The sequence below is a fragment of the Allobrachymonas sp. genome (genome assembly GCF_041912815.1).
Taxonomy (GTDB): Bacteria; Pseudomonadota; Gammaproteobacteria; order Burkholderiales; family Burkholderiaceae_C; genus Brachymonas.
Genome location: NZ_JAYRLV010000001.1, coordinates 340,604 through 365,290, shown reverse-complemented (window position 1 = coordinate 365,290; position 24,687 = coordinate 340,604). Strand labels below are relative to the sequence as shown.

Sequence of the window (24,687 nt, the reverse complement as noted above, 5' to 3'; positions counted from 1 at the left end):
ATAGGCAGGAGCATGATCCTGGCATGCGCCTTGCACACCACGTGGGGATGGATCTGTCGATGGCATTGATGATTACGGATGAATGCATCAATTGTGATGTCTGTGAGCCGGAGTGTCCGAATTCCGCAATTCATCTCGGTGAAGAAATCTATGAGATAGATCCGGATCGCTGTACCGAATGCGTGGGGCATTTCGATGAGCCCCAATGCGTGCAGGTCTGCCCTGTTGCCTGCATTCCCCTGAACCCTGCCCGCATGGAAACCCACGAACAGCTGCTCCTGAAATACCAGCGGCTGCAGGCCGAGGCAGAGGTTTCTCCCCATCCCTGAGCTGAGCGCAAGGCAATTCGGGGAAATGCCTGCAGGAACTGCTCAGGACGGAACTCAGTCCCGGGTGTGGATGATCTTTGTCGCCTTGTCGTTTTCGCCGGCAATCAGATTGGGAATGCCCTTGAAACTATGCGAAATGGCCTGATCCACCGCGATGCGGTCATCGAGAGGAGGTTTCCTGAGTACCCAGTGCACCACTTCCGACTTCACGCCGGGGTGTCCAATGCCTATGCGCAGGCGCCAGTAGTCAGGCGTACCCAGCTGTGCATGGATGTCTCGAAGACCATTGTGTCCGGCATGTCCGCCGCCATGCTTGAGCTTGATCTGTCCTGGCGAGAGGTCCAGCTCGTCATGCACGACCAGAACATGGTCAGCAGGAATCTTGTAGAAACGGCACAGTGCTCCCACGGCTTGGCCTGAGCGGTTCATGAAGGTCTGTGGCTTCATCAACCAGATCTGGTGCCCCTGCACAGTGCCACGTCCAACATGCGCGAAGAAGCCCTTCTCGGGTTGCAGGCGGATATTCCAGGCGTCGCACGCCTCGTCAATCCACCAGAAGCCGGCATTGTGACGGGTTTCTTCATATTCGGGGCCTGGGTTGCCGAGACCTACGATGAGCTGAATCATGTGACTATCCAGAAAAATGCGGAATGTCTGCGAAAGCACGGTGTGCCCGCAGGACATGCAGATACATGGCCACGAAAAAGAGCCACCCGGAGGTGGCTCTCACATCTTGGCAGCGGCCGGGGATTATTCGGCAGCAGGAGCAGCAGGTGCTGCATCGGCGGCGGGAGCGGCTGCTTCTGCTTCGTCTTCTGCGTTGGCCTTGGGGGCGGTGGCAGTCACGAGCACCAGGTCTTCATCGCCATGGAGGACGGCGGTCACGCCGTTCGGCAGGGTGATGGAGCTGAGGTGGATGGATTCACCCACGGCCAGCTTGCTCAGATCCACGGCGATGAACTCGGGCAGGTCGGCGGGCAGGCAGCTGATTTCCAGCTCAGTGGTGACGTGGTTGATCAGGCACTGTGCTTCCTTGATGGCGGGCGATTCCTCGACACCGGTGAAGTGCAGCGGCACCTTGATGTGCAGCTTCTGCGTGGCGGACACGCGCTGGAAATCCACATGCAGCACGAGCTGCTTGTAGGGGTGATACTGCACATCGCGCAGCAGCACGCGGCTGGTCTGGTCTCCGACCTGAAGCTCCAGCAGGGAAGCGTGGAAGGCTTCCTTCTTGAGAGCGTGCCACAGGGCATTGTGATCCAGCTCGATCATCTGGGGGGCAGCTTCGCCACCATAGACGATACCGGGGGTTTTGCCAGCATTGCGCAGGCGGCGGCTCGCACCCGTACCTTGCTTGGCGCGCTCAAAAGCGACGACTTTCATGGATTTTCTCCGAGAGTGGGTATGGCCGCGACCAGCGCATACCCGGTTTTATGAAGGCCCTGCACCGTCAGAGGACAGGGCCGATGGTTCAGAAAGAGCGCAGCTCTTCCTGGAACATGCTCATGACCGATTCGCCGGTGGCGATGCGGTGAATGGCTTCTGCGATGAGGGGCGCCACGGAAAGCTGACGAATCTTGGTGCAGCTCTGTGCAATGGGCGACAGCGGAATGGTGTTGGTGACAACCACTTCATCGAGTGCAGCGCCCTTGGAGATGCGCTCGATGGCAGGACCGCTGAAGACCGGATGCGTACAGTACGCATAGACGTGGTTGGCACCGCGTTCCTTGAGGACTTCGGCTGCCTTGACCAGGGTGCCAGCGGTGTCGATCATGTCGTCCATGACGATGCAATTGCGGCCTTCGATGTCACCGATGATGTTCATGACTTCGCTGACATTGGCCTTGGGACGACGCTTGTCGATGATGGCAAGGTCGCATCCCAGCTGCTTGGCCAGGGCACGCGCCCGCACCACGCCGCCCACATCGGGCGAAACCACGATCAGGTTGTCGTAGTTCTTCTGTTTCAGATCGCCGAGCAGGACCGGCGAGGCATAGATATTGTCCACCGGGATGTCGAAGAAGCCCTGGATCTGGTCTGCATGCAGATCCATGGTGAGTACCCGATGCACCCCTACGGTCTGCAGCAGGTTGGCAACCACCTTGGCAGAGATCGGCACGCGGGTCGATCGTGGACGACGATCCTGACGGGCATAGCCGAAATAGGGGATGACAGCCTGAATGCGCTCGGCCGAGGCACGCTTGAGTGCATCGACCATGATGAGCAGCTCCATCAGGTTTTCGTTGGTGGGCGCGCAGGTGGGCTGGACGAGATAGACGTCGCGGCCGCGGACGTTCTGCTTGACTTCGACGGTCACTTCGCCGTCGGAGAAACGTCCTACCTGAATGTCGCCGAGAGTGGAGCCCAGGGATTTGGCAATTTCTTCGGCAAGGCTGGGGTTGGCGTTGCCGGTGAAGACCAGAAAATCGGAATCAGAATTGTGCATGACAGTCCCGGCTGTGCATGAGATCACCGCGATCTGAGAATGAGATGGGTGACAGCAGGAATGCGAAAAGGAATGAATGACGAAACGGCAGGATGGCAGGGGAGGAAGGATTCGAACCCTCGCATGCCGGAATCAAAATCCGGTGCCTTAACCAACTTGGCTACTCCCCTACACGGGCCAGCTGCTAGAAGCAACCAGCCGTATCGCGTTTCGTTAAGCCGTGCATTGTAGCAGAGGATGGACGGCTAGATTGCTGCAGATTCTGATTTTCCAGTTTTTTTGAGGAACCCGCTGTAGGGCGGCAGGCGCATCAAAATCTTGCGGCAACCATGCAAACACTGCGCTCCCTGAACCTGTCATGCGCGGCTGCAGACCGAGGTCTGCGAGACAATCCAGTGCAGCTTGAATCTCGGGACACAGTGCGCTGGCTACAGGTTGCAGGTCGTTGTGTCCGTAAGTATACGGAGAAGTGCTTGCAACGAAGTCCTGCAGTGTAGCAGGAATTGTGTTGCGTACAAGGTCGGGGGCAGAAAAAATTTTGCCCGTGGGGGCGCCGCTTTCTGGTTTGATGATCAGGAAGCGTGCAGGAGGGAGTGCAATGGGGGTGAGACGCTCGCCTATGCCTTCCACCCATGCGTCATGTCCCAGAATGAAAAAAGGGACATCCGCTCCCAGTTGCAGCGCAAGAGTGAGTAGCTGCTGCGTATCCAGTTTCAGGTTCCAGAGGGTGTTGAGTGCGATGAGGGTGGTGGCGGCGTCAGAGGAACCGCCTCCCATGCCTGCTTCCGATGGAATGGATTTATGCAGGACGATGTCGGCTCCCATGGAGCAGCCGGTGGCCTGCTGGAGCGTATGTGCAGCCCGCACGCAGAGGTCATCGGCCGGGAGTGGAGAGGTGGTGCCGGTATCACGGCGCGTGATGGTGGCATCCTTGCGCAGGGTGAAATCGAGGGTGTCCTGCCAGTCGATGCGCATGAAGACGGACTGCAGGGTGTGATAGCCGTCTGGTCTGCGCCCGGTGACATGCAGGAACAGGTTGAGCTTGGCAGGAGCGGAAAGGCCGACGAGGGAACGGGAGCTCATGGGGTGGGTTGTGCCTGGTCGAGGATGACATGCAGGTGGGCGGTGGGCAGGGGCTGCTGGCGAAGAGCGGACAGGCGCCCCTCTCGTGCACGGCTGAGATCGGGGATCCAGCCCTGCACGGGGGTGGATTGGCCATGGAGCCAGTCGAACAGGGCAGCAATGGGGATGTTTGTTCCTGTCATGTCTGTCACGAGCGTGTCGAGGCTGGCATAGGAGCGGGTGTGACCGCCCTGTTCGAGCAGGGCCTGCTGGGCTGTCCAGCTGATGCGCCCGACGGTGTTGCCGAGCGGGGAGGTCAGGCTGAGGGAACCCTGCTCGGGTGTGCCCTGGAGCTCGAAGCCTGCAATGAAGGATTGGGGGGGATCCTGGTCGACTTTCAGTGCGATGCGTCCATGCCAGTGATTGGCCGCGGACAGGACCTCAGATGCGTTTCCGGCATGGGGCAAGGAGGGGCGTGAAACTGCACAGCCGCTCAGGGCGAGTGCAACCAGACTGACGGCGCAGAGCAGTCGTCCGGCTCGATGGTGAGGCGAAAGCATGGTGGACATGGCGAGAGAAATCGACTGTGCTGCCGGGAGCAGGAAACCCTGCATTCAGGGGATTCTGTGTCCGGTCAGGCGCTCGATGGTTTCAAGGAGGATGGCATTGTGTGCATCCATCTTGAGGCCTTCGCTCCAGATGGCGCGTGCAGCATCGGGTTTGCCAAGACGCCAGAGCACTTCTCCGAGGTGGGCCGCGATTTCAGGCTGGGGTTCGGCCAGAAAAGCCTTGTCGAGCCATTGACGTGCTTCTTCCAGATGGCCCAGTCGATACTGGGCCCAGCCCATGCTGTCGAGAATGGCGCCGTTTTCGGGATCGAGCCTGAGGGCCTTGGCGATGAGATCATGGCCTTCCTGCACGCGCAGATTGCGCTGTACCAGAGAGTAGCCGAGGGCGTTGTAGGCGGCAGCCGATTCGGGTTTGAGTGCGATGACGCGGCGCAGGTCTGCTTCTGCGGTCGGGAGCCGATTTTGAGCCTCGCGAATCATGCCACGGGCATAGAGCAGCTCGGGATTGTCGGGGTCACTCGACAAGGCTTGGTCGAGTGTCTGCTCGGCCTGGGCATACTGCTTGGTTTTTTCCTGGATCTGGGAGATGAACAGGGCACGCAGGGCGCTGTCTGCTGCCGTCTTGTGGGGCAGTTCCTGAGCAAGCTGCAGAGCGGGTCCGTATTTCTGCTGTCTCGACAGGGCTTCGGCGCGCTGGATCATGGCCGCTGTGCGTGCACGCGGAGAGGGAATGCGTGCGATCCATTGGGCTGCAGCGGTGGAGTCGTTGCGCATGTCGGCAATCTCGGCAAGCAGCAGGTAGGCCTGGATGTCGCTTTCGGCCAGGGTGAGGCTTTGGGACAGGCGTGTGGGAGCAGGGCCCTCGGATTCGATGAGCGCAGATTCCATTGGCTTGCGGACTTGCAGGTATTTCTGCAGCGCCGCATCTGCGGCATTCCAGTGCTGGAGCTGGAACTGCAGGGCTCCCTGCAGCAGCCATACGGTGGGGTCATCAGGGTGCTGGGAGATCAGACGGTCCAGTTGGGTGACGGCGTCGTTGTAGCGACGCTGTTCCACCAGGACCTTGGCGTAGCTGATGCGCAGATCGGGGCTGGCATCGGGGCGTGCCACTTCATGCCGGATCATGTTTTCCGCTGCAGTGGCCACCTTTGGCATAGAAATGCGGCTGTTGCGCATCAGATCCAGCGCGACGAGGGAGGGGAGTTCGCGGTTGGGAACGGCGGCTCCGAGAGAGCCGCCATATACCGGGGCGGTCACCGCCTGCTGCAGGGTGGACAGGCATTCTGGATACTGACGCGCGGCCAGCTGCATGCGTGCCAGTGCGAGATTGCTTACAAAGGCAGTCTGCGCAACGCGCTGGTGCGGCTGGAGAATGGGGGCCACGATGTCCAGCGCACGCGCGGGATTCCTGGCCTGGGAGTAGAGCAGGGGCAGGGCATGAATCAGCTCCTGCCGCTTGTCTTCTGGGGCAAGCGTGAGGGCAGTCTGGAGAGGGGCTGCCGTGTCTTCCAGTCGGCCCATGAGCAGATAGATCTGCATGCGGTAGCTTTCGGCCTCGAAGTCGCTGGGGGCGGCAGCCTTCCATTCGGCTACGGTCCGGAGTGCGATATCGGGCGCACGGGCCTGCAGGGCCATGTCTGTGGCACGCGCATACAGACGGGGGTCGCCGGTACGCCGGGCGGCATCCATCAGGTAGGCGTAGGCATGCGCCGGCTGACGGTGCTGCGCATTGAGTTCCCCCACCAGTACGTCATAGGCGGCCGTGGAATTGGCGATGATGGCCTGGGTGGTGGCATCCAGCACCAGGGGGGGGCGTTCTGCTGCGGGCTTGGCTGTGCGGGCGTGTCGGTGTGGGGCAGAAGGAGCGTGTATCGGTGTGGCGTGCAGGGAAGGGGATGCGCACAGCAAGGCGGCTGTGAGGGACAGCCCAAGGGGGAGGGAGGAACGAAGAGACATGGGCAAAAAGACAAGAGTGCGCGGAGGTCAAAAGCGGCGCGCTGGCTGTGTCCCATAATAAGGGAAGTTGATTGCGCTGACGGGGCCCTGGGCATGTGGGGTGTAAGAAGCTGTTCCTTTCCTCTTGAGGGAGGGCTGCACGGCACCAGTTGGGAGGGCAACGCGGCAGAAAGCATCCAGGCATGTACTCGTCTGGGGACATGGGCCTGCAGCGGAAGTGCGGAAATGGCGACTGGGGGCTGCATTCCCGGTATCCCGTTTCCTGTCATGCACGTTCAGAAAGGGATCGCCGTATGCCGGAATTGCCGGAAGTCGAGGTGACGCGTCGCAGTTTGCTGGGGCATCTGCCGGGGAGCAGGATATTGGCTGTGCGCATGGGCAAGCCGCTGCGCTGGCCGCTGGGCGTGGCTCCCGAGGGGCTGGTGGGGCGCCAGGTGCAGGATGTGCGCCGGCGGGGAAAGTACCTGCTGCTCGATCTGGACCAGGGCGTGCTGGTGGTGCATCTGGGCATGTCGGGGCGACTGCGCATGGATGATCGCGCAGACATGCCTCCATGGGGACCTCATGATCATTTTGAACTCGATACTACGCAGGGAGTGCTGAGGCTCAATGATCCCCGCCGTTTTGGCGCCGTGGTATATGCCGAAAGCGCGCAAGCCCCTGTGGTGCAGAAGCTGCTGGGGCATCTGGGCATGGAGCCGCTGGGTGATGCGTGTACACCCGAAAGCCTGGGGAATGCCCTGGGACAGCGACGGACCGCCATCAAGCAGGTGCTGCTCTCGGGAGATGTGGTGGTCGGGGTGGGCAACATCTATGCCTCGGAGGCTTTGTTCAGAGCCCGTATTCATCCAGAGCAGCATGCGGATCGGCTGACAAGGCCCCAGGTCCGACGTCTATGGGAAGCCATACGTGACGTGCTGCAGCATGCCATTGAGGCAGGGGGGTCTACGCTGCGGGATTTTGCGAGTCCGGAGGGCAGGAATGGGCACTTCCAGCTGGAGGCCATGGTGTATGGACGGGAGGGTGAGCCCTGTCGTGTGTGCGGTACACCCATTCGCATGGTGAGGCAGGGGCAGCGCTCCACCTACTTCTGTGCGCTATGTCAGCGCCGAAGATGAAGAAAAATTATGTTACGTTTTCTGTATGATTCCACGAAATCCCCCTATTTCTATGGATTGACTTCATGCTAAGCGACAAGATCGAAGGACATACCGAGTGGCGCAAGGAAATCGATCGACGGCTCGATCAGCTGCTGCGCTGGCTGGAGGCACACGAACTGTCGACGGCTGAGGCCCAGGCCCAGCTCATGCGCCTGCAGCAGCAGAACCGCAGCGACAAGCTGATGGTGGCTTTCGTGGCGGAATTCTCGCGCGGCAAGTCGGAGTTGATCAACGCCATCTTTTTTGCTGGATACGGCAAGCGCATCATGCCGGCTCGTGCCGGGCGCACGACCATGTGCCCGACGGAGCTGGGATATGACGGAACGGACAGGGCCTGCTTGCGGCTGCTTCCCATCCACACCCGGCTCGAAGCCAAGCCCCTCCTGGAGTGGCGGCTGATTCCCGAAGAGTGGACGCAGGTTGATCTGGATGTGCATGATCCAGACCAGCTCATCGAGTCTCTGCACAAGGTGGCAGACACCATTCAGGTGACTGTGGAGGATGCGCGTGCGCTGGGTTTCTGGAGCGATGGGGCCAAGGACAATCCCATGCAGGCGGCAGATGGCAGCGTGGAGGTGCCCAAGTGGCGCCATGCACTCATCAATTTCGATCATCCGCTGCTTCGGCAGGGTCTGGTGATTCTGGATACGCCAGGGCTCAATGCAATCGGGGCGGAACCCGAACTCACGATGAGCCTGATTCCCCAGGCGCAGACAGTGGTGTTCATCCTGGGGGCGGACACGGGCGTCACGGCGTCCGATCTGGATATCTGGCGCGAGTATCTGGCGGGAGAAGGGGGCGATGATGCCTCGCGCTTTGTGGTGCTCAACAAAATCGACACGCTGTGGGATGACACGCTCAGTTCGGATTCGCAGGTGGACGAGCAGATCGAGGCACAGCGCCGGCAGTCTGCGCAGATTCTCGGAGTCTGGGAAGACCGCGTGATGACCGTCTCCGCCAAGAAGGGGCTGCAGGCCAAGGTGTCGGGGGATGCAGACATGCTGGCCCGCAGCCGCCTGCCGGAGCTGGAACAGGTGCTCGGCGAGCGCATCGTGCATCAGCGCCAGGCCATTCTGCAGGCCCGCATGGCGGCGGGAATGAGGGCCATCGAGCGTCAGCAGGAGCAGGCCTTTGCCATGCAGCGTCAGGAGCTCGATGACCAGGTGGCAGAGCTCCATGGCCTGATGGGCAAGACCGAGGCTGCCATTGACCATCAGCGCAAGCGCATTGCGGGCGAGCAGGAAGGCTTTGACATGTCGGTGGGCAGGGCCCACGCGCTGCGCGCCGTGCACCGCAAGATTCTTCAGGAAATCTTCGATCTGCTGGGCAGCAACCAGCTGCTCAAGGACATGGGGGGACTGAGGAGCGCTCTGCAGGAGTCGGGGTTCATCAAGCTCGGGGTACGCAAGGCCTACGCCACGACTTTCGAGCAGCTGAAGGCACGGGTGATGGAGGCCGATGCCAAGGCCCATGACATGCACGGGCTGTTCCAGAACATGTTCAAGCAGCTGAATGCAGAATTTGCCTTCACGCTGCAGGCCGATCCGCCGCCCCGCATGGACGATTATCTGCGCCAGCTCGCAGAGATCGAGACTGGGCATGCGCACTACCTGGGAATGGGCAATCTCCTGAAGCTGTCACAGCCCGAATTCGTGGATCGGCTGCTGAGGGCACTGGTGTCGCGTCTGCGGATCGTGTTCGAGAAGGCCATGAACGACATTGAGCAGTGGAGCCGATCGGTGGCCAGTCAGATCGATACGCAGCTGCGCGAGCGCCGCCGGAGCTTCAAGCGTCGCATGAAGACGCTGGAGCGGGCAGAGTCTGCGTCCAGCGATCTCGATGGACGGATTCAGGAAATTCAGGATGCGCTGGCGGCCAATCACGCCGCAGAAGCGGAACTGCGCCGGATGATCGAAGAGCTGGCGACATTTCCAGTCCCCACAGCCTGACGACGCACTGCACATGGAGATATCCGACAGCCAGGGAGCGAACGAGCACGCGGAGGTGGAAGTTCTCTTTGCGCGCAGGCTCATCGAGTGGCAGCGGCGCTGCGGGCGGCATGGGCTGCCCTGGCAGGGGGGGCGTGATCCGTATCGGATATGGCTCTCCGAGATCATGCTGCAGCAGACGCAGGTCACGACGGTTCTGGGGTACTACGGGCGGTTTCTTCAGGCATTTCCGGATGTGCAGGCGTTGGCACGTGCCCATGAGGATGAGGTCATGGCGCTCTGGAGCGGGTTGGGCTACTACAGCCGCGCCCGCAATCTGCATCGCTGCGCCCAGGACATCGTGGCGCACCATGGCGGATGCTTTCCCCGTTCGGCGGCTGAGTTGCAGCAGCTGCCGGGCATAGGCCCCTCGACGGCAGCAGCCATTGCGGCTTTTGCGTTCGGGGAGCGGGTATCGATTCTGGATGCCAATGTCCAGCGGGTGCTCTGCAGGGTGCTGGGGATGGCAGATGATCTCTCGCAGGTGGCCGCGCTGCGTCGCCTGGTTGGGCGGGCAGCGGCACTGCTTCCGGCAGCTCCTGTCTGTCCAGCCGACATGCAGGCCTATACCCAGGGGCTGATGGATCTGGGGGCGATGATCTGCACTCCCAGGAATCCTGTATGCACCCAGTGTCCCATGGAGTCTTGCTGTGTGGCCCATGCATTGCACTGCGAAACCGCATATCCGGTGCGTTCGCGTCGCCTGCGCCGTACAGCGGAGACGTGGTGGCTGCTGGTGGCAGAATCGGCAGCCGGCATATGGCTGGAAAAACGCCCGTCCACAGGCATCTGGGCGGGACTGTACTGTCTGCCGGTATTTGCTGCGGAGCAGGACGCCCGCGAGTACGCCAGGGCCCAATGGGGAGTGGCAGCCGAAGGAGCGCTGGAGGCATTTCCTTCTTTCAGGCATGTGCTGACCCACAAGGATTTGTATCTGCAGCCGTTGTGTCTGCAGGTGGATGCTTCTGCCGCGTCAGGGCCATCGGATGCGGAAAGACAGGCCGGCTGGCGCTCGGATTGGCAGTCCCTGGGGCTGCCAGCGCCGGTGCGCAAATGGCTGCAGGAAAGAGAACATCCGGTTCTCTGGACAGAGAGCCGCAAGGATTGATCAGAAATCCTGATCCCTGTGGCGGCGCAGGCAGGTCCACTCGCTGCAGAAATCCTGATAAAGCCGTTCGACGAGATAGACCGAACGGTGCTGTCCTCCGGTGCAGCCTATGGCCACGGTGACGTAGCTGCGGTGGTTTTCCGCCAGTGCAGGCAGCCAGCGCTGCATGAAGTCCCGGATGTTGGCGTGCATGATGCCGACTTCAGGCTGTGCTTCCAGGTAGTCGATGACTGGGGCATCACGGCCCGTCAGCGGGCGCAGCGCCGGCTCGTAATACGGGTTGGGCAGCATGCGCACATCGAACACGAAATCCGCGTCGGTCGGAGTGCCACGCTTGAATCCGAAGGATTCGAACACGAGCGTGATGTGGCTTTGCGGCAGCGCCATGAGGGCACGGATGTGGCTGCGCAGCTGGGCTGCGTGGGTCATCGTGGTGTCGATCACATGGGCGTGGCTGCGGAAATCTGCCAGCAGCTCGCGCTCCAGTGCAACGGCATCGCGCAGATCCTGATCCTGGTTCTTGCCTGCGATGCGTGTGAGGGGGTGCTTGCGACGCGTCTCCGAAAAACGGCGCATGAGCGTGGCGTCACTGGCGTCCAGAAAAAGCACCGATACCTCGACCCCACTGCGCCTCAGGGTGTTGATCTGCAGCGGAATGAGGGGCAGGGAATTGGCGCTGCGGGCATCCACGGCAATGGCCACGAGGCGGCTCTGGTGCTGGCGCTCCACTTCAATGAACGGCAGCAGCAGCTCGGGCGGCAGGTTGTCGACGCAGTAAAAACCGGAATCCTCCATGGCATGCAGTGCCACCGACTTGCCGGAGCCCGACATGCCGCTGATGATCACCAGCCGCATGGGGAGGGCCTCTGGAGAGGGAGAGGGGCTGGCCGGAAGCGAGGAGGGGAGGGGAGAAAGGGGGGGCATGATCGGCTCAGGAAGGGCGTGTCCGGAAAGACGCGCTGCGGCCACGGGAGGTGAAAAGTTCGGTCTGTACCGATTCGTCCCCAGTGGCCTGTCCGGTTTTCAGCATTTCTCGGGCATGGGCCAATGGGGTGGCTGCACCGGGCTCGCCGCCCAGCATGCGGGCCAGTTCGGCAGCACGGCCGGCATCGTCGAGCGGTTCGGTATGACTGACTGTGGCGTGGTCCTGGGGATCGATGGCCTTGGATACACGCAGGTGATGATGGGCAGAAGCTGCTACCTGTGGCAGGTGAGTGACGGCCAGTACCTGGCGATCCTGTCCCAGCTGGCGCATCATGCGGCCCACGGTGTGGGCCACGATGCCACCCACGCCCGCGTCGACCTCGTCAAAGATCAGGGTGGGAGCCTGTCCCAGCTTGCTGGTAGTGACGGCAATGGCCAGCGAGATGCGCGAGAGTTCGCCGCCAGAGGCCACCTTGGCAATGGGGCGAGGACTGCTGCCGCTGTGTCCTGATACCAGAAAATCGATGGTGTCCGTGCCAGTGGCAGAGGGAGGAGCTGGGAGGAAAGAGACTTCGAATCTCCCCCCCTCCATGCCGAGTTCCTGCATGGCGGCCGTGATGGCGACAGCGAGCTGGGCGCCGGCCTTGCGGCGGAGCTGGCTGATGTGCTCGGCTTCCAGGAGATAGGCTTCCCGCGCCTGCGTCACCCGGGTTTCGAGGGCCGCCACATCGATGTCGTCTTCGAGAGCTTGCAGCGCCTGTTTCCAGTCTTGCCAGGTTGAAGGCAGCGATTCCGGTGCGAGACGCAGCCTGCGTGCCAGGCTCAGCCAGCTTCCGAGGCGCTGATCGAGCTGGGCCAGCTGCTCCGGATCCCATTCGACGCGATCGAGATAGCCGCCCAAGCCACGCAGCGTTTCCTGCAACTGGGTCTGGCTGGATTCGAGCAGCTCGATCCATTCCTGGAAACGGGGTTCGATCGAGGCATGGTCGGCCAGAGTCTGGGCCGCGCGGCGCAGGCCATGCTGTACGCCGACTTCCTCGGCGTCGAGGAGGTCGATGGCCTGCCGTGCACTTTCAAGGAGCTGCTGGGCATGCGACAGGCGCTGGTGTTCTGCATTGAGCGTGTCCCATTCGCCTGGCTGGGGGGCAAGCCTGTCGAGCTCGGCCACCTGCCACTGCAGTCGCTCGCGTTCTTCCTCGCGGCGTGCCAGACCTGATTGGGCTGCTTCGAGCTGTGCCTGGAGTGCATGCCACTGTGCCCAGGGAACCTGCAGGGCCTCTGCCGGAATGCGGCCATAGGCGTCGAGCAGCAGGCGGATCGAGGCCGGATGCATCAGGGACTGCCAGGCATGCTGGCCATGAATATCGACCAGCAGACTGCCCAGCTCGCGCAGCTGGGTCGCCGTGGCAGGGGTGCCGTTGATCCAGGCGCGGCTCTTGCCCTGGCTGTCGATGCTGCGCCTGAGCAGCAGGCCCGACTCGGAATCAGGCTCGATGCCATAGGCATCGAGGAGTGGGAGCACAGGTGCGATGGTGTCGAACTGGGCAGTGATGTCTGCGCGGGTACAGCCTTCGCGCACGGCATGTGCATCGGCGCGTGCTCCCATGACGAGCTGCAGAGCGTCGATCAGAATGGACTTGCCTGCCCCGGTCTCGCCTGTGAGCACGGTAAACCCGTCGGCAAGATCCAGGTCCAGCGTCTGCACAATCACAAAATCGCGAAGTGTGATGCGCCGCAGGGCCATGGTCAGTTGCCTCCTTTGTTCCAGTGCAGTTTTTCCCGCAGGGTGTCGAAATAATTCCAGCCGATGGGGTGCAGAAACCGGGCCTGCAGCTCTGAGCGCTGCACCACCACCCGATCTCCGGGCTGCAGGGCAGAAAGCGACTGGGTATCGAAGGTGGCACTGGCCTTGCGTCCAGCCACCAGTTCCAGCGTCACCTTGCAGGAATCCGAGAGCACGATGGGGCGGTTCGACAGGGTATGCGGGGCTATCGGCACCAGCACCCAGCCCGGAATGGAGGGATGCATCAGCGGCCCTCCGGCCGACAGTGCGTAGGCCGTGGAGCCTGTGGAGGTGGCGATGATGAGACCATCCGCACGCTGGTTGCAGACGAAATTGCCATCCACTTCGATGCGAAGTTCCACCATGCCCGAGGTGCTTCCCCGGTTGATGACCACGTCGTTGAAGGCGAGGGCGTCATACACGCAGCTGTTGCCCCGCATCACGTGGCTGTGGATCATGGCGCGGGGATCCTCGGTATAGGCCCCCTGCAGCATGGGCGGCAGCGTGTCGCTCACCCGGTCGATCGGAATGTCGGTGATGAAGCCCAGACGTCCCTGGTTGATGCCGATGAGCGGTACCTGGGCAGGGGCCAGTTCACGGGCAGCACTCAGCATGGTGCCGTCTCCACCCACCACTACAGCCAGATCGCACTGCTGGCCGATCTCCACCATCTCCAGGGTGGGAAACAGCCGATCCAGTCCGGTGATCTCGGCGGAGCGCGATTCGATGGCTACCTGGCATCCCTGCTCCTTCAGGCAGGTAGCGACGCTCATCAGGATGTTGGCGGGTGTCCCCTCGGTCTGTGAAGCCTGCGGCGCCGGGTAGTTGCGCAGGTACTTTCCTATCAGCCCCACATGTTGAAATCTTGGTTTCATGTGTGCATTAGATCATTAAAATGTGACGCCATGCTTGATGACCGCGCCAAGTTGCTGCTCCGGACCCTGGTGGACCGTTACATTGCCGACGGGCAGCCCGTAGGGTCGCGTGCGCTTTCGCAGATGCCCGGACTGGAGCTGTCTTCAGCAACCATCCGCAACATCATGGCGGACCTGGAAGATCTGGGGCTTCTGGCGAGTCCTCATACCTCGGCAGGCCGCATTCCCACTGCGCGTGGCTACCGCATGGTGGTCGATGCCATGCTCACCGCCGAACCGGCTGGTCTGTTCAGGCAGATTCCCACCAGCCTCACGCTCGAACCAGAGCAACCCAAGCAGGTCGTTGCCAAGGCAGCCCATATGCTTTCGGATCTGTCGCAGTTCGTGGGGGTCGTGGTCAGTCCTCGCCGTGGATCGGCCTTTCGGCACATTGATTTTTTGCGCCTGTCCGAGCGGCGTGTGCTGGTCATTCTGGTGTCGCCAGGCGGAGACGTGCAGAACCGTGTCCTTTTCACCGAGACCGATTTCGACCAGCCCCGACTGACTGAAGCCGCCAGCCATCTCAACCAGCACTACAGCGGCATGGACATGGAACAGGTGCGGGCCAGTCTGCGCGGAGAGGTCGAGCACCTTCAGGGTGAAATAGCTGCACTCATGGAGGCGGCCATTCAGGCCAGCGCCGAAGAGCTGCAGGATCACGGACAGGACGTGGTGATTGTGGGAGAGCGCAACCTGCTTTCCGTCACGGATTTTTCCTCCGACATGACCCAGCTGCGTCGTGCCTTCGAGCTGTTCGAGCAGAAGACACAGCTCATGCGGCTGCTCGACGAGTCGATCCAGGCGGCAGGGGTGCATATCTATATCGGGGGCGAAAGTGGCTCGCTGCCAGTGGAGGAGCTGTCCGTGGTCAGCGCGCCCTACCATGTGGGAGGGCAGGTGGTCGGCACTCTGGGGGTGATTGGCCCCGTGCGCATGCCCTATCGCCGCATGGTCGATATCGTCGACATCACTTCCAAGCTGGTGAGTGGTGCCCTCAGCCCGCGCTGATTTTTTCCGCTGAGGACGAAAACGGAGGCGAGGCTGCCTCTGTGCGGCGCAGAAACAGGGATAAAGAAGATAAAGAAAAAGGCCTGCACAGAAAGTGCAGGCCTTTTCAATATGGTGCGGCTGGCAGGATTCGAACCCACGACCCCTTGGTTCGTAGCCAAGTACTCTAATCCAACTGAGCTACAGCCGCTGAAGTCATGCATTGTAGCATGACTTTTTGATGGTTATGAGGAGTTTGCAGGAGAGATGTGTCGATGCAGACGATTCCATGCCAAAGAAAAAGGCCTGCACAGAAAGTGCAGGCCTTTTCAAGATGGTGCGGCTGGCAGGATTCGAACCCACGACCCCTTGGTTCGTAGCCAAGTACTCTAATCCAACTGAGCTACAGCCGCTGAAGCATTGAATTGTAGCAGCATTTTGAGGCATGTGGCCTGCAGATGATTCTGTGCTTCAAGAAAGTTGCGTCATGGGAGGCAACAGGACTCCTTTTATGCCGCCTTTTCTCACCTCTCATGAAAGAGGCGGTGAGAAGTCTGTGGAGGCCCTGCGTGTGCGCAGTCGTTCCGGTATCCCTAGAATGGCGTGCAATTCGCAGAGGGAGTGCGTCCTTGAGGGGCGTGATGGGCCTGGCGCGGGAGAGGAATGACGAATGATCTATGCATTGATTTTCATGGCCGGCATGTGGGCGGGCCTCCAGAACGCATTGGCTGGAGGGGGGTCGTTCATTACCCTGCCTACCCTGATCCTGTCTGGCATGTCGCCGCTCGCTGCCAACATCACCTCCACGGTGGCCCTGTTTCCCGGGCAGGTGACTTCGGGCTGGGCAGGGCGGCGCCACGTGACGGGGGCTGGAAAGCTGGGGTTCAGGGCGCTGTTCGTCATCAGTCTGCTGGGAGGGGCCCTCGGGGGGCTGCTGCTGCTCAAGACCCCTTCCTCGATCTTTGCACGTCTCGTGCCATGGCTGGTGCTGTTTGCCACCGTGATGTTTGCCTGGGGCAGCTTTCGTCGCAGGCCGATCGAGGCTTCTGCCTCTCTGGGGCCGGTGGCGGCAGGGATGGTGCAGTTTCTCATCGCCATCTATGGGGGGTATTTTGGTGGCGGCATAGGCTTTCTCATGATGGCGGCGCTCACCATGGCCGGCTTGCCGACGCGCAATGCCGGGGCAACCAAGAATGCTCTTGCCGGAGTGATGAACGCATCGGCTGTGGCTCTGTTTGTCTTCTCCCCGGATCTGCACTGGCGTGAGGCCGTGTGTCTGGGAAGTGGAGCCATTCTCGGAGGCTTGCTCGGAGCCTGGGCATTGCACCGTGTCAACGAGCGTCTTCTGCGCATGGCCATTGTCACCATCGGACTGGGTCTGACGGTGGGGCTCTTTCTGAGGCCCATCCATTGACCCTTGACGGAACCGATTGGGGAAAGGATCCAGTGTGCTGCGCTTGGGATCCGATCAGGTCCGAGGGCTATTTCTGCGGGCGGGGGCGGGCAGCCAACGCTGCTTCGGCTGCGCTGGGCCAAAATGAATCGTCTGTCCGCAGGGACTGTGCGCTGCAGATGGCGGAATGTACGGCCATGGACACCACTGTGCTGGTCATGGCTGCCAGTGTCAGTCCATCCGGCGGTGGCGTGTCCGCGACATCGGCCTGCCCTGTAGCCAGGGCGAAGAGGGTATCGCCATCCAGCAGGGTATGCACCGGTGTGATGCAGCGGGCCAGACCATCGTGCCCGGCCACGGTCAGGCGCTGGAGCTGTTCGCGGCTGAGCCGGGCATCGGTGGCGATGACGCCGATGGTGGTGTTGGTGCCAGGCAGCACTGTGGCCGGTGACTGGCCCTGCACCAGACTGGCCATCGAATCTCGCAGTTCAAGGCTGTCCGGCGTTTTGCGGCTGCCGGCCAGGAGATGGCCATTTGCAGCATCACGCACATCGCCGACGGCGTTGCAGGCCACGAGTGCCCCGACCGTGATGCCGTGCAAGGTGAGGCTGGCGGAGCCTATGCCCCCTTTCATGGCACAGTCGTTTCCGAAAAGCTTGCCCACTGTGGCACCGGCTCCCGCACCGACATTGCCCTGTGCAAGGGGCTTCTGGGATGCCGCAGTGCAGGCGGCATGGCCATCCTGCGCGGTGGGGCGGATACGGGCATTCCCTGTCGGAAGGTCGAACAGCACGGCAGCCGACACCAGGGGCAGGTGGCCGAAGCCGGTTTCCATGCCCAGCCCGTGCTCTTCCATCCAGGCCATGACTCCCGTGGCGGTGTCCAGTCCCCATGCACTGCCACCGCTCAGCACTACGGCGTGGATGCGTTGTACGAGATTGCCGGATCTGAGCAGATCGGTTTCGCGCGTGCCTGGTGCAGCGCCGCGCACGTCCACTGCGGCCACCGCTCCTTGCGGAACCATCACGACGCTGCAGCCGGTGGGCCGATCGGAGCGGGTGTGATGTCCGGCGATCACGCCCCGCACATCCGTGATGCAGCCGGATTCATGCGGAAGGGGGATCATGGGGATGATGAAAATACAGCCCATCCGACCAGGTGGCCAGCCATTCCGGGCGGAAGGCCACAAAAATGGCGGTCAGCATGCCTGTCATGAAACCATCCCCCCAGGCAATGAGCCAGTGGGCAATGGTGGTGAGACTTGGATCGACGTGGGGCAAGGACATGCCGGCCCATTCATGCAGCACGCTGGAAGCGAACACGCAGGCTACTGTGCCAAAGAAGCCGCGACCGAGGATGTACACGAACAGGTGCGTGCCGATGAATCTGCGGATGAGGGCCCCCAGCAGCATGGCCAAGGTGGCAGGGAGGATGCCCAGCCAGAAAGCGTTTTCCATGATCAGCTGGGGTGGGGCATGACCTATCCATGCCGAAAGCACGGCGATCAGGCAGAAGGCAGGCACTGCCAAGGGCCAGCCAAGCATGAGAAGCACCATGCACGAGCCGGTCAGCTGCAGCTGAAGCGGCATGGTGTGCAGCCGGGGGAGTGCCCACAGCCATGGGGTAATGACCAGGCTCCCTAGAAAGGGGTTCAGCAGCTCTGTATCACGCAGCAGACGCCACGGCTGCATCGACAGTGCGATGCCAAGGGCGAGCAGAACCGGCAACCATTCCCAGGAAGTATCCATGGCGCGGATCATACCCTTCTCGTGCCAGAGGAATAGAGAAGAAACTCCGCGAAAGAATGTTTTCCTGGCTCCGGATGCGTGCTCAGGCAGTGACAGGGGGCTGGGTGGCCTGATCCTGGGAGTCTTCGGAGCAGGTGTCTCCGCCACAGCCGTGGATCACGTCGTGGGGAAGCATTTCGGGATGTGTCATGGCACCCGTGACAGGGTCGTAGCCCACCCGCCGCAGATGCAGGGCCAGGGCTGCATCCATGGTGTCTGCATGCTGGGGAAACCAGTTTGCCAGTTCGGTTGCCATCTGTCGTACCACCTTGAGATGGCCCTTGCGGCCATATTCGAGGCCTTCGCGCATCACGCCCAGCACAGCGCCATGGTGGGTGGTGTGGCAGTTGCTGGCAGCAAACCGGGTGGCCAGCATCCACCGGTTTTCGTTGTCGAAATGCACATCCGTGTGATCGATGAGGTGCTGCCATTCCTCCAGCAGGTGGGCATCGTCGGCAGCCTCGACGCGTGCAAGCAGGTCGACAAATTCGACATGGGTCTGATCCATGGCGTCCACGCCGAGCACGAAATCCTCATTCCACTCCAGTTTGCTCATGATTGCCTCTGCCTTGATGACTCGATGATCCCTGTGCGCGTGTCGGCGCACAGGCGCATGCAGTGTATAGCCACATGCGCTGCATACCTTGACCTGAATCAGGCACTGTCTGCGTGGCTTATCAATCCGCATGGCGCAGAGTACACTTTCCCTGCATTGCATTCGGTGTCCCTCGGAGTGGCGGGCGTGGTCATCCAGACCCGCAGCAGCTTCGGGGCAGGGTTGACATCCGGCCTTCATTGAGCTGATGAAGACGGAGCGTCGCAGGGAGGCGGACGGGTAGCAGCCTCCAGGGATGACCGGCACCATTCACCATTCTTTTGAGGAAGACGAATCATGTTCAAACATATCCTTCTGCCGGTTGACGGTTCACGTACCTCCACGCTTGCCGTGGAAAAGACTTCCGATCTGGCCAAGGCGCTGGGCTCCAAGGTCACTGCAGTGTATGTGCTCGATCCCTATCCCTTTGCCAGCGCCGGCCCGGATTTCGCCTTTGGGCAGGCACAGTACATGAGCGCCATCACCAAGGAAGCAACCGAAGTGCTCGATCAGGTGAAAGCCATGTTCGCCGCCAAGGGGCTGGCCGTGGATGTCATGACGGTAGATGCCTATGCGGTGTGGAAGGGCATCATCGACCAGGCCCAGAAGCTGGGTGCCGATCTGATCGTGATGGGGTCTCATGGCCGTCATGGCGTCGAGAAGCTCATGCTTGGCAGCGTGGCACAGCGTGTGGTGTCGCATGCGCCCATGTCGGTGCTGGTGGTGCACCAGGATGCAGCCCAGGCAGGCGCGACCCAGACAGCGGGCTAAACGGCGCTGTTCTGCAAAAAATGCAGATCTTTTGACGAGCGTGCTGAAACTGCGCTATACTTCATGCTTCAGCACAACGCGGGAATAGCTCAGTTGGTAGAGCGCAACCTTGCCAAGGTTGAGGTCGCGAGTTCGAGTCTCGTTTCCCGCTCCATATGTGAATGTGCAGACTGCAGTACACAATCTGCACATTGTTGAAAAAAGGGCTTCGGCCCTTTTTTTCGTTTTAACGGTGGCTTTTCAAAGCACATGCATGTTGTGGCATGCAACATGTGATGCAGCCCTCCCCAGGGCTCTATCTTGGTGCCGATGGGGATGGGCACTGAAGACGCGCCGTGAGCCTGTGGCGCATGACATGCGCATCCGGCCGAATCCTGTACAGGAATCAAACGTCCAAGCGTGCTGGAGCTTCTGCCTTTTCTTTGTGCCGGAGAAAGGGCTCACCGCCGCCCCTCAGGAATGCACGGAACTTACGGTGACGGACGAAGACTCGCATGGTGGACGGAACAGCATGCGCAGCTGCGATTCGCACAGCGTGCCGCCATCGATCGGATGCTCGGGGTCAAGGATGCCATGGTGGATCATGCCGATCCACAGCGGTCCAGCGAGCAGATGGGGATGCTGTGCCAGGGTGTCATCACCGACTTCGCCGCGCTGGAAGACCCTTTGCGCATGGTGACGGATGTGCGCCAGGAAGGGGGCATGGACTTCCCTTCGATAGGCTTCGATCAGGAAGGGAAACTTGACCCCTTCCGCCAGAATCAGATGGGCCACCGAAGCGCGTCCACGTCATTTCCATGGTGCGCATGGCAGGCAGCAGGGTGCGCCGGAAATGGTCGACCACGAGTTCTTTCTCGCGAATCGGCTGCTTCTCGACTTCGCTGAGCGGGCCCTTGACCACCTGCTCGATCAGGCCGAGAAACAGCGCTTCCTTGTTTTCGAAACAGGTGTAGAGCGTCCCTTTGGCCAAGCCCGCGCGTTGGGCAATATGGCCCATGGGGTGGCCGCTGCATGACCCTGCTGCATGAATTCGGCCAATGCCGCCTCGATGATCTGTGCGCGGGTTTTGGCCGTCTTGGCGGGGCTGAGGCTCCGGATAGGTGGTTTCTGTGTGCGGGCATGCCACGGGGATCGATCTGGCAATCGGTGCCGTGGGATGGTTTGAGCCGTTGCTCGGGGCTGTTCGGGATGTTCGCAGGGACTCTGCTCATTGGTGCCTGTCTGGGAATCGGCCACATTGCGAGTCTGATGGTCATTGCGCGCGATTTTCGGCATTGCATGAGCGCGGTGACTGGCATATATACCGCTGCGCTCCATGTGGGCATGCTGCTCACCGGCGCGCTGGAGGCACCGCTTGCGCCGCTGGTGGGGTGGCGATTTGCCCTGGCCAGCAGGGCATGGCTGGCCTTGCTGCTGGCAGCGTTGTCGCTGGTGCTGGTCGTGACTGGAGGCGTGCTCACACGCTCGAGGCATCGGCTGTGAGCGTGCAATGAGTCAGGTTTTCACCGTCATGCGCGGGCCGTGCCTGGTGCTCCTGCGGGGCTCTCCAAGGGCGCTGCAGCATGGCGGCTTCACGAGGAACTTGTGTGTCAGTGGGACTGCTGGGCTGCGAGATAGGCTTCGTAGCCCCGGGCGCGCAGCTGGCAGGCAGGACAGCTGCCGCAGCCGTATCCCCAGGCGTGACGATGGGAGCGGTCACCCATGTAGCAGGTATGCGAGTGTTCGATGATGAGGTCGACCAGCCGGGAGCCCCCCTCGGGGATGCCGCTGGCGTCGCCGAGGCGATGTGCGAGTTCCCAGGTTTCTGCCTTGTCGATCCACATCAGCGGGGTGTCGATGAGCAGGCGGCGATCCATGCCCAGTGACAGGGCGATCTGCATGGCCTTGATGGTGTCGTCCCGGCAGTCCGGGTATCCCGAAAAATCCGTTTCACACACGCCTGTGATCAGCACGTCGATGCCTCGACGGTAGGCCAGAGCGGCGGCCAGGGTGAGAAACACGAGATTGCGTCCAGGCACGAAAGTATTCGGCAGCCCGTTGGCTTCCATGGCAAATGCCATGTCGCGAGTGAGCGAAGTGTCACTGATCTGGCCGAGGATGTTCACGTCGAGCATGTGATCCTCCCCCAGTCGGCCTGACCAGGAAGGAAACTGTGCGCGCAGGGCATCGAGGACGTGGAGCCGGGCATCGAGTTCGACACGGTGCCGCTGGCCGTAGTCGAATCCTACGGTTTCCACGTGGGCATGGCGCTGCAGGGCCCAGGCCAGGCAGGTGGTGGAATCCTGCCCTCCGGAGAACAGCACCAGGGCGCGGCGGGATGTGAGATGGGAATGGAGGTTCATGCGGAGAGATCAGGAAAGATGTTCGTGGCTGACGCCGAACGTGACCAGGCCCGAAGGGACATGCTCGGACGCGTTGCGGACGTGGCCGGTCTGGTCGTCGAAGAAGAAATCCGGTTCGAATTCGCGCAGGAAGGGCCCCTTGGCCAGTCCGCCGAGGAACATGGCCTCGTCGATGGAGATGTGCCAGTTCATCAGGGTGCGGATGGCGCGTTCGTGTGCGGGAGCGCTGCGTGCCGTGACCAGAGCGGTGCGCAGACGCATCGGTGTGTCGCCCTGTTCGGAGGCAGTCTGCAGACTGTGCAGCGCTTCCAGAAACGGCTTGAAGGGGCCGGGCGGGAGGGGGCTGGATGCATGGGCGACCTCGTGGGCCTGGAAGGCGGGCAGCCCATTTTGCTGATAGATGCGTTCGGCCTCATCGCCGAACAGCACGGCATCACCGTCGAAGGCGATCCGGACCGTATCGGGATGCTGGTCGCTGGCCTGTGGCGCCGAGGTGGCGACGCGGGCGGCAGGAAATCCCAGGGCCAGCGCTTCCCGCACGTCGGCATCATTGGCCGAGAGAAAGAGATGGGCGCCCAGCGGACGCAGATAGCGGAAGGGATCGTCCCCCTGCGTGAATACGCCTCGCTGGATGGAGTGGAGTCCGTGCGCAGTGGCGGAGCGGAAGACTCTCATGCCGCTGACAGGATCGTTGCGCGAGAGCAGGACGACCTCGACTCGCTGGTGGTCGGAGGTGTTGAAACCGAGCAGCTTGCGCACCAGGGAGAATGCGACTCCGGGGGCTGCAGGATCATCGATGTGCGCGAGCTGGGCATGCATGTAGGCGCGGGTGTCACCGGCTTCGAACAGTCGGTTTTCGGCCTCGAAATCGAACAGGGCACGCGAGGAAATGGCGACGACAAGCTTGCCGTCCAGGGATGCGGGCATGCGACAGGAGTGGTGAGGTGAATCGGGACGATGATAGCCCAATCGTTCACGGGCTGATGCAACGGTGACAGGAAAGGACGCGGGGCAGAAAACCGGACGGATGGCGAGGCTGAGACTCACATGCGGGCCCTAAACGCCGCATAATCGCAGGCAGTGTCGCGCAGGAGGCGTGGGAATGCTGCCTTCTGGAGGCTCCCAGAAGGTTGATTTTCCAGCCGTGCCGCGACTGGAGGGGCAGCCCTGTTGCGCAGGGGAATCCGGAACAGGATTCCGCGCGAGATGCCGAGCCTTCGGGAAAATTCCCGGACCGGTGGGCGAAGTGGCGGCCCTGCATGCATTTTCTGGAATTCACCCTCTATGCCCAACAGCCTGAACGTGGAAAAACTGCTCAAGAAATGGACTGTCCCTCTGGTGGCAGGGCTGGCGGCCGTCGCTCTGATCGGCGGCATCTACTTCGGCTGGCGGATGAAGTCCACGCAGCCTGCGTCGGACATGGAAGCGGCGGGGGATGCCTCGGCCGCTTCGGTCAGCAATCTGGACATTCAGGAGCAGACACAGCTGCTCACCCGCAAACCTGCCCTCCAGGGCTCTCCCGTGCAGCCGACCCAGCTGGCCGGCAGCGGTGCCGTGGCCGGAGGTGGTGGCGGGCACAGTGGCCATCCGGGCGAGATCATGGCGCCGGGGGGAGTCCAGCTGGGCCATGATGTGTCACCCGTTGCTCCCCGAGCAGACAGCGGTACGGGACGTCAGCCGGACGCCTCGCTTTCCAAGACAGCGCCAGCGGATGCGGTGCCCGTGGATTCGGCAGCAGATCTCACTGCGCCTGCCCAGGCAGCCAATCCGGCCAAGACGCGCAGAGCCGGGGCGGGTACTACCGGCAATGGAGCGCAGGCGGGAGGGGACGCCTTCAACGGGCAGTGACGGCACGCACACACTGGTCGCCGCAGGCGGACAGGTTCCGCTCTACTCCCTGGCGTTCATGAGGGGATTCGGCGGAACACTGGGAGCCATGAGCCGGTAGCCTCCAGGAGAGGCGGCCTCCAGGCCTGCCCATTGTGCTGCGGTGAGCGTGTCGCGGAGCGGATCGAATCCGGTCTGCCACAACAGGGCTGTGGCACGCATGACGCCTGCATGGGTGATCCAGATGGTGGGTATCCGGCAGCGCTGGTGTGCCATGGCCAGCTCGGAGACGCGGGAGATCAGCTCGCGAACGGTTTCGCCCTTGCCTCCGAGGCGAAAATCCATGAAGGAGGCCATCCAGAGCGCCCATTCTTGCGGTGTGATGTCGGACCAGGGGCGGTTTTCCCAGGTGCCGAAATGGATTTCCGCGAGACGTGCATCGCAGGAGCAGGTCACAGGGATGCCCAGCGGTTGTAGTCGTGTCGCCAGTGCCTCCTGAAGCTGTCGACAGCGGCCGAGCGGAGATGCCATCAGCCGGAGCGGTGCGTGCCAGACATCCGGCTGGGCGCTGCGATGATCCAGCACGGCCTGCACCATGGCAAGGGCGGCTTCCTCGGTGTGGCTGGGATCGGCTTCGACATTGTGCTGGCCGTAGCAGATTCCCGGTGCAATGCAGGGGCGTGCATGGCGCAGCAGCCACAATGGGCTTGAAAGGGGTAAAGGCCCAGTCTGCTGGTGCATGGACA

The 24,687-nt window shown here is 61.8% G+C and carries 25 protein-coding genes, 4 tRNA genes and 1 pseudogene; 10 read left to right on the top strand and 20 right to left on the bottom strand.

Going from position 1 to position 24,687, the window contains the following annotated elements; translation table 11 throughout:
• The first annotated feature begins 59 nt into the window (after positions 1-59).
• The gene (locus ACE3P9_RS01695; RefSeq protein WP_374491655.1) at positions 60-329 is read left to right on the top strand and encodes a YfhL family 4Fe-4S dicluster ferredoxin; all 270 of its coding nucleotides are present in this window, start codon (positions 60-62) and stop codon (positions 327-329) included.
• A 54-nt stretch (positions 330-383) separates the two neighbouring features.
• Here ACE3P9_RS01695 and pth read toward each other — a convergent pair whose 3' ends face one another.
• The 7 genes from pth to ACE3P9_RS01660 all read right to left on the bottom strand — a co-directional run bounded on the left by pth (position 384) and on the right by ACE3P9_RS01660 (position 6,362).
• The gene (pth, locus tag ACE3P9_RS01690) at positions 384-956 is read right to left on the bottom strand and encodes an aminoacyl-tRNA hydrolase (protein ID WP_374491308.1); all 573 of its coding nucleotides are present in this window, start codon (positions 954-956) and stop codon (positions 384-386) included.
• 123 nt (positions 957-1,079) lie between these two features.
• Positions 1,080-1,712: a 50S ribosomal protein L25/general stress protein Ctc gene (locus ACE3P9_RS01685; protein WP_374491306.1), complete on the bottom strand. Its 633-nt coding sequence runs from the start codon at positions 1,710-1,712 to the stop codon at positions 1,080-1,082.
• Positions 1,713-1,800: 88 nt separating this feature from the next.
• Positions 1,801-2,775 carry a ribose-phosphate pyrophosphokinase gene (locus tag ACE3P9_RS01680; protein ID WP_374491304.1) on the bottom strand — a complete coding sequence of 325 codons (975 nt, stop codon included), beginning with the start codon at positions 2,773-2,775 and terminating at the stop codon, positions 1,801-1,803.
• A 93-nt stretch (positions 2,776-2,868) separates the two neighbouring features.
• A tRNA-Gln gene (locus ACE3P9_RS01675) sits at positions 2,869-2,945 on the bottom strand.
• Between the two features lie 43 nt (positions 2,946-2,988).
• Positions 2,989-3,858 (bottom strand): 4-(cytidine 5'-diphospho)-2-C-methyl-D-erythritol kinase, encoded by an 870-nt coding sequence (gene ispE, locus ACE3P9_RS01670; protein ID WP_374491301.1) that lies wholly within the window; start codon positions 3,856-3,858, stop codon positions 2,989-2,991.
• Complete coding sequence (locus tag ACE3P9_RS01665) at positions 3,855-4,406, bottom strand: lipoprotein insertase outer membrane protein LolB (RefSeq protein WP_374491299.1); 552 nt, start codon at positions 4,404-4,406, stop codon at positions 3,855-3,857. The genes ispE and ACE3P9_RS01665 overlap by 4 nt, the downstream gene beginning before the upstream one ends.
• Before the next feature lie 45 nt (positions 4,407-4,451).
• Positions 4,452-6,362: a tetratricopeptide repeat protein gene (locus ACE3P9_RS01660; protein ID WP_374491297.1), complete on the bottom strand. Its 1,911-nt coding sequence runs from the start codon at positions 6,360-6,362 to the stop codon at positions 4,452-4,454.
• A gap of 293 nt (positions 6,363-6,655) precedes the next feature.
• Between ACE3P9_RS01660 and mutM the strand changes: the two genes are divergently transcribed.
• The 3 genes from mutM (at position 6,656) to mutY (ending at position 10,618) form a co-directional block, all read left to right on the top strand.
• A complete protein-coding gene (gene mutM, locus ACE3P9_RS01655; protein WP_374491295.1) occupies positions 6,656-7,480 on the top strand; it encodes a bifunctional DNA-formamidopyrimidine glycosylase/DNA-(apurinic or apyrimidinic site) lyase in 825 nt (274 codons plus the stop codon).
• Between the two features lie 65 nt (positions 7,481-7,545).
• Positions 7,546-9,471 (top strand): dynamin family protein, encoded by a 1,926-nt coding sequence (locus ACE3P9_RS01650; RefSeq protein ID WP_374491293.1) that lies wholly within the window; start codon positions 7,546-7,548, stop codon positions 9,469-9,471.
• Between the two features lie 13 nt (positions 9,472-9,484).
• On the top strand, positions 9,485-10,618 hold the full coding sequence (mutY, locus tag ACE3P9_RS01645) for an A/G-specific adenine glycosylase (RefSeq protein WP_374491291.1): 1,134 nt from the start codon (positions 9,485-9,487) through the stop codon (positions 10,616-10,618).
• On the opposite strand, the gene rapZ is transcribed toward mutY, so the two are convergent.
• From rapZ to ACE3P9_RS01630, 3 genes are all read right to left on the bottom strand, one after another.
• Positions 10,619-11,473, bottom strand: coding sequence for an RNase adapter RapZ (rapZ, locus tag ACE3P9_RS01640; protein ID WP_374491654.1), 855 nt, complete (start codon positions 11,471-11,473; stop codon positions 10,619-10,621).
• Positions 11,474-11,549: 76 nt separating this feature from the next.
• Positions 11,550-13,286 carry a DNA repair protein RecN gene (gene recN, locus ACE3P9_RS01635; RefSeq protein WP_374491289.1) on the bottom strand — a complete coding sequence of 579 codons (1,737 nt, stop codon included), beginning with the start codon at positions 13,284-13,286 and terminating at the stop codon, positions 11,550-11,552.
• Between the two features lie 2 nt (positions 13,287-13,288).
• Positions 13,289-14,200, bottom strand: coding sequence for an NAD kinase (locus ACE3P9_RS01630; RefSeq protein WP_374491287.1), 912 nt, complete (start codon positions 14,198-14,200; stop codon positions 13,289-13,291).
• A gap of 30 nt (positions 14,201-14,230) precedes the next feature.
• On the opposite strand from ACE3P9_RS01630, the gene hrcA reads away from it, so the two are divergent.
• Positions 14,231-15,247 carry a heat-inducible transcriptional repressor HrcA gene (hrcA, locus tag ACE3P9_RS01625; RefSeq protein WP_374491284.1) on the top strand — a complete coding sequence of 339 codons (1,017 nt, stop codon included), beginning with the start codon at positions 14,231-14,233 and terminating at the stop codon, positions 15,245-15,247.
• A 112-nt stretch (positions 15,248-15,359) separates the two neighbouring features.
• Here hrcA and ACE3P9_RS01620 read toward each other — a convergent pair.
• Positions 15,360-15,437: transfer RNA gene (locus ACE3P9_RS01620), tRNA-Arg, on the bottom strand.
• A gap of 124 nt (positions 15,438-15,561) precedes the next feature.
• Positions 15,562-15,639: transfer RNA gene (locus tag ACE3P9_RS01615), tRNA-Arg, on the bottom strand.
• 260 nt (positions 15,640-15,899) lie between these two features.
• Between ACE3P9_RS01615 and ACE3P9_RS01610 the strand changes: the two genes are divergently transcribed.
• Positions 15,900-16,640 (top strand): sulfite exporter TauE/SafE family protein, encoded by a 741-nt coding sequence (locus ACE3P9_RS01610; RefSeq protein ID WP_374491652.1) that lies wholly within the window; start codon positions 15,900-15,902, stop codon positions 16,638-16,640.
• A 67-nt stretch (positions 16,641-16,707) separates the two neighbouring features.
• Here ACE3P9_RS01610 and ACE3P9_RS01605 read toward each other — a convergent pair whose 3' ends face one another.
• The 3 genes from ACE3P9_RS01605 to ACE3P9_RS01595 form a co-directional block, all read right to left on the bottom strand.
• Positions 16,708-17,745, bottom strand: coding sequence for a P1 family peptidase (locus ACE3P9_RS01605; protein WP_374491282.1), 1,038 nt, complete (start codon positions 17,743-17,745; stop codon positions 16,708-16,710).
• Positions 17,726-18,367 carry an energy-coupling factor ABC transporter permease gene (locus ACE3P9_RS01600; protein WP_374491280.1) on the bottom strand — a complete coding sequence of 214 codons (642 nt, stop codon included), beginning with the start codon at positions 18,365-18,367 and terminating at the stop codon, positions 17,726-17,728. The genes ACE3P9_RS01605 and ACE3P9_RS01600 overlap by 20 nt, the downstream gene beginning before the upstream one ends.
• A gap of 82 nt (positions 18,368-18,449) precedes the next feature.
• The gene (locus ACE3P9_RS01595; protein ID WP_374491278.1) at positions 18,450-18,962 is read right to left on the bottom strand and encodes a hemerythrin domain-containing protein; all 513 of its coding nucleotides are present in this window, start codon (positions 18,960-18,962) and stop codon (positions 18,450-18,452) included.
• A 336-nt stretch (positions 18,963-19,298) separates the two neighbouring features.
• Here ACE3P9_RS01595 and ACE3P9_RS01590 point away from each other — a divergent pair, with 336 nt between their 5' ends.
• Both ACE3P9_RS01590 and ACE3P9_RS01585 read left to right on the top strand, forming a co-directional pair.
• Positions 19,299-19,772: a universal stress protein gene (locus ACE3P9_RS01590; protein WP_374491276.1), complete on the top strand. Its 474-nt coding sequence runs from the start codon at positions 19,299-19,301 to the stop codon at positions 19,770-19,772.
• Between the two features lie 78 nt (positions 19,773-19,850).
• Positions 19,851-19,926, top strand: a tRNA-Gly gene (locus ACE3P9_RS01585).
• Positions 19,927-20,225: 299 nt separating this feature from the next.
• Here the strand turns inward: ACE3P9_RS01585 and ACE3P9_RS01580 are convergent.
• Positions 20,226-20,546, bottom strand: coding sequence for a hypothetical protein (locus tag ACE3P9_RS01580; RefSeq protein WP_374491661.1), 321 nt, complete (start codon positions 20,544-20,546; stop codon positions 20,226-20,228).
• A 178-nt stretch (positions 20,547-20,724) separates the two neighbouring features.
• Positions 20,725-20,769 (bottom strand): annotated as a pseudogene (locus tag ACE3P9_RS01575) (hypothetical protein); the annotation flags it as partial.
• A 14-nt stretch (positions 20,770-20,783) separates the two neighbouring features.
• On the opposite strand from ACE3P9_RS01575, the gene ACE3P9_RS01570 reads away from it, so the two are divergent.
• Positions 20,784-21,254 carry a hypothetical protein gene (locus ACE3P9_RS01570; RefSeq protein WP_374491274.1) on the top strand — a complete coding sequence of 157 codons (471 nt, stop codon included), beginning with the start codon at positions 20,784-20,786 and terminating at the stop codon, positions 21,252-21,254.
• 107 nt (positions 21,255-21,361) lie between these two features.
• On the opposite strand, the gene queC is transcribed toward ACE3P9_RS01570, so the two are convergent.
• Complete coding sequence (queC, locus tag ACE3P9_RS01565; RefSeq protein WP_374491272.1) at positions 21,362-22,114, bottom strand: 7-cyano-7-deazaguanine synthase QueC; 753 nt, start codon at positions 22,112-22,114, stop codon at positions 21,362-21,364.
• A gap of 9 nt (positions 22,115-22,123) precedes the next feature.
• A complete protein-coding gene (locus tag ACE3P9_RS01560; RefSeq protein ID WP_374491270.1) occupies positions 22,124-23,041 on the bottom strand; it encodes a 5'-nucleotidase in 918 nt (305 codons plus the stop codon).
• Between the two features lie 357 nt (positions 23,042-23,398).
• Between ACE3P9_RS01560 and ACE3P9_RS01555 the strand changes: the two genes are divergently transcribed.
• Positions 23,399-23,962, top strand: a complete 564-nt coding sequence (locus tag ACE3P9_RS01555) for a hypothetical protein (protein WP_374491268.1) — start codon at positions 23,399-23,401, stop codon at positions 23,960-23,962.
• 42 nt (positions 23,963-24,004) lie between these two features.
• On the opposite strand, the gene ACE3P9_RS01550 is transcribed toward ACE3P9_RS01555, so the two are convergent.
• Positions 24,005-24,682 carry a histidine phosphatase family protein gene (locus tag ACE3P9_RS01550; RefSeq protein ID WP_374491266.1) on the bottom strand — a complete coding sequence of 226 codons (678 nt, stop codon included), beginning with the start codon at positions 24,680-24,682 and terminating at the stop codon, positions 24,005-24,007.
• Between the last annotated feature and the right edge of the window lie 5 nt (positions 24,683-24,687).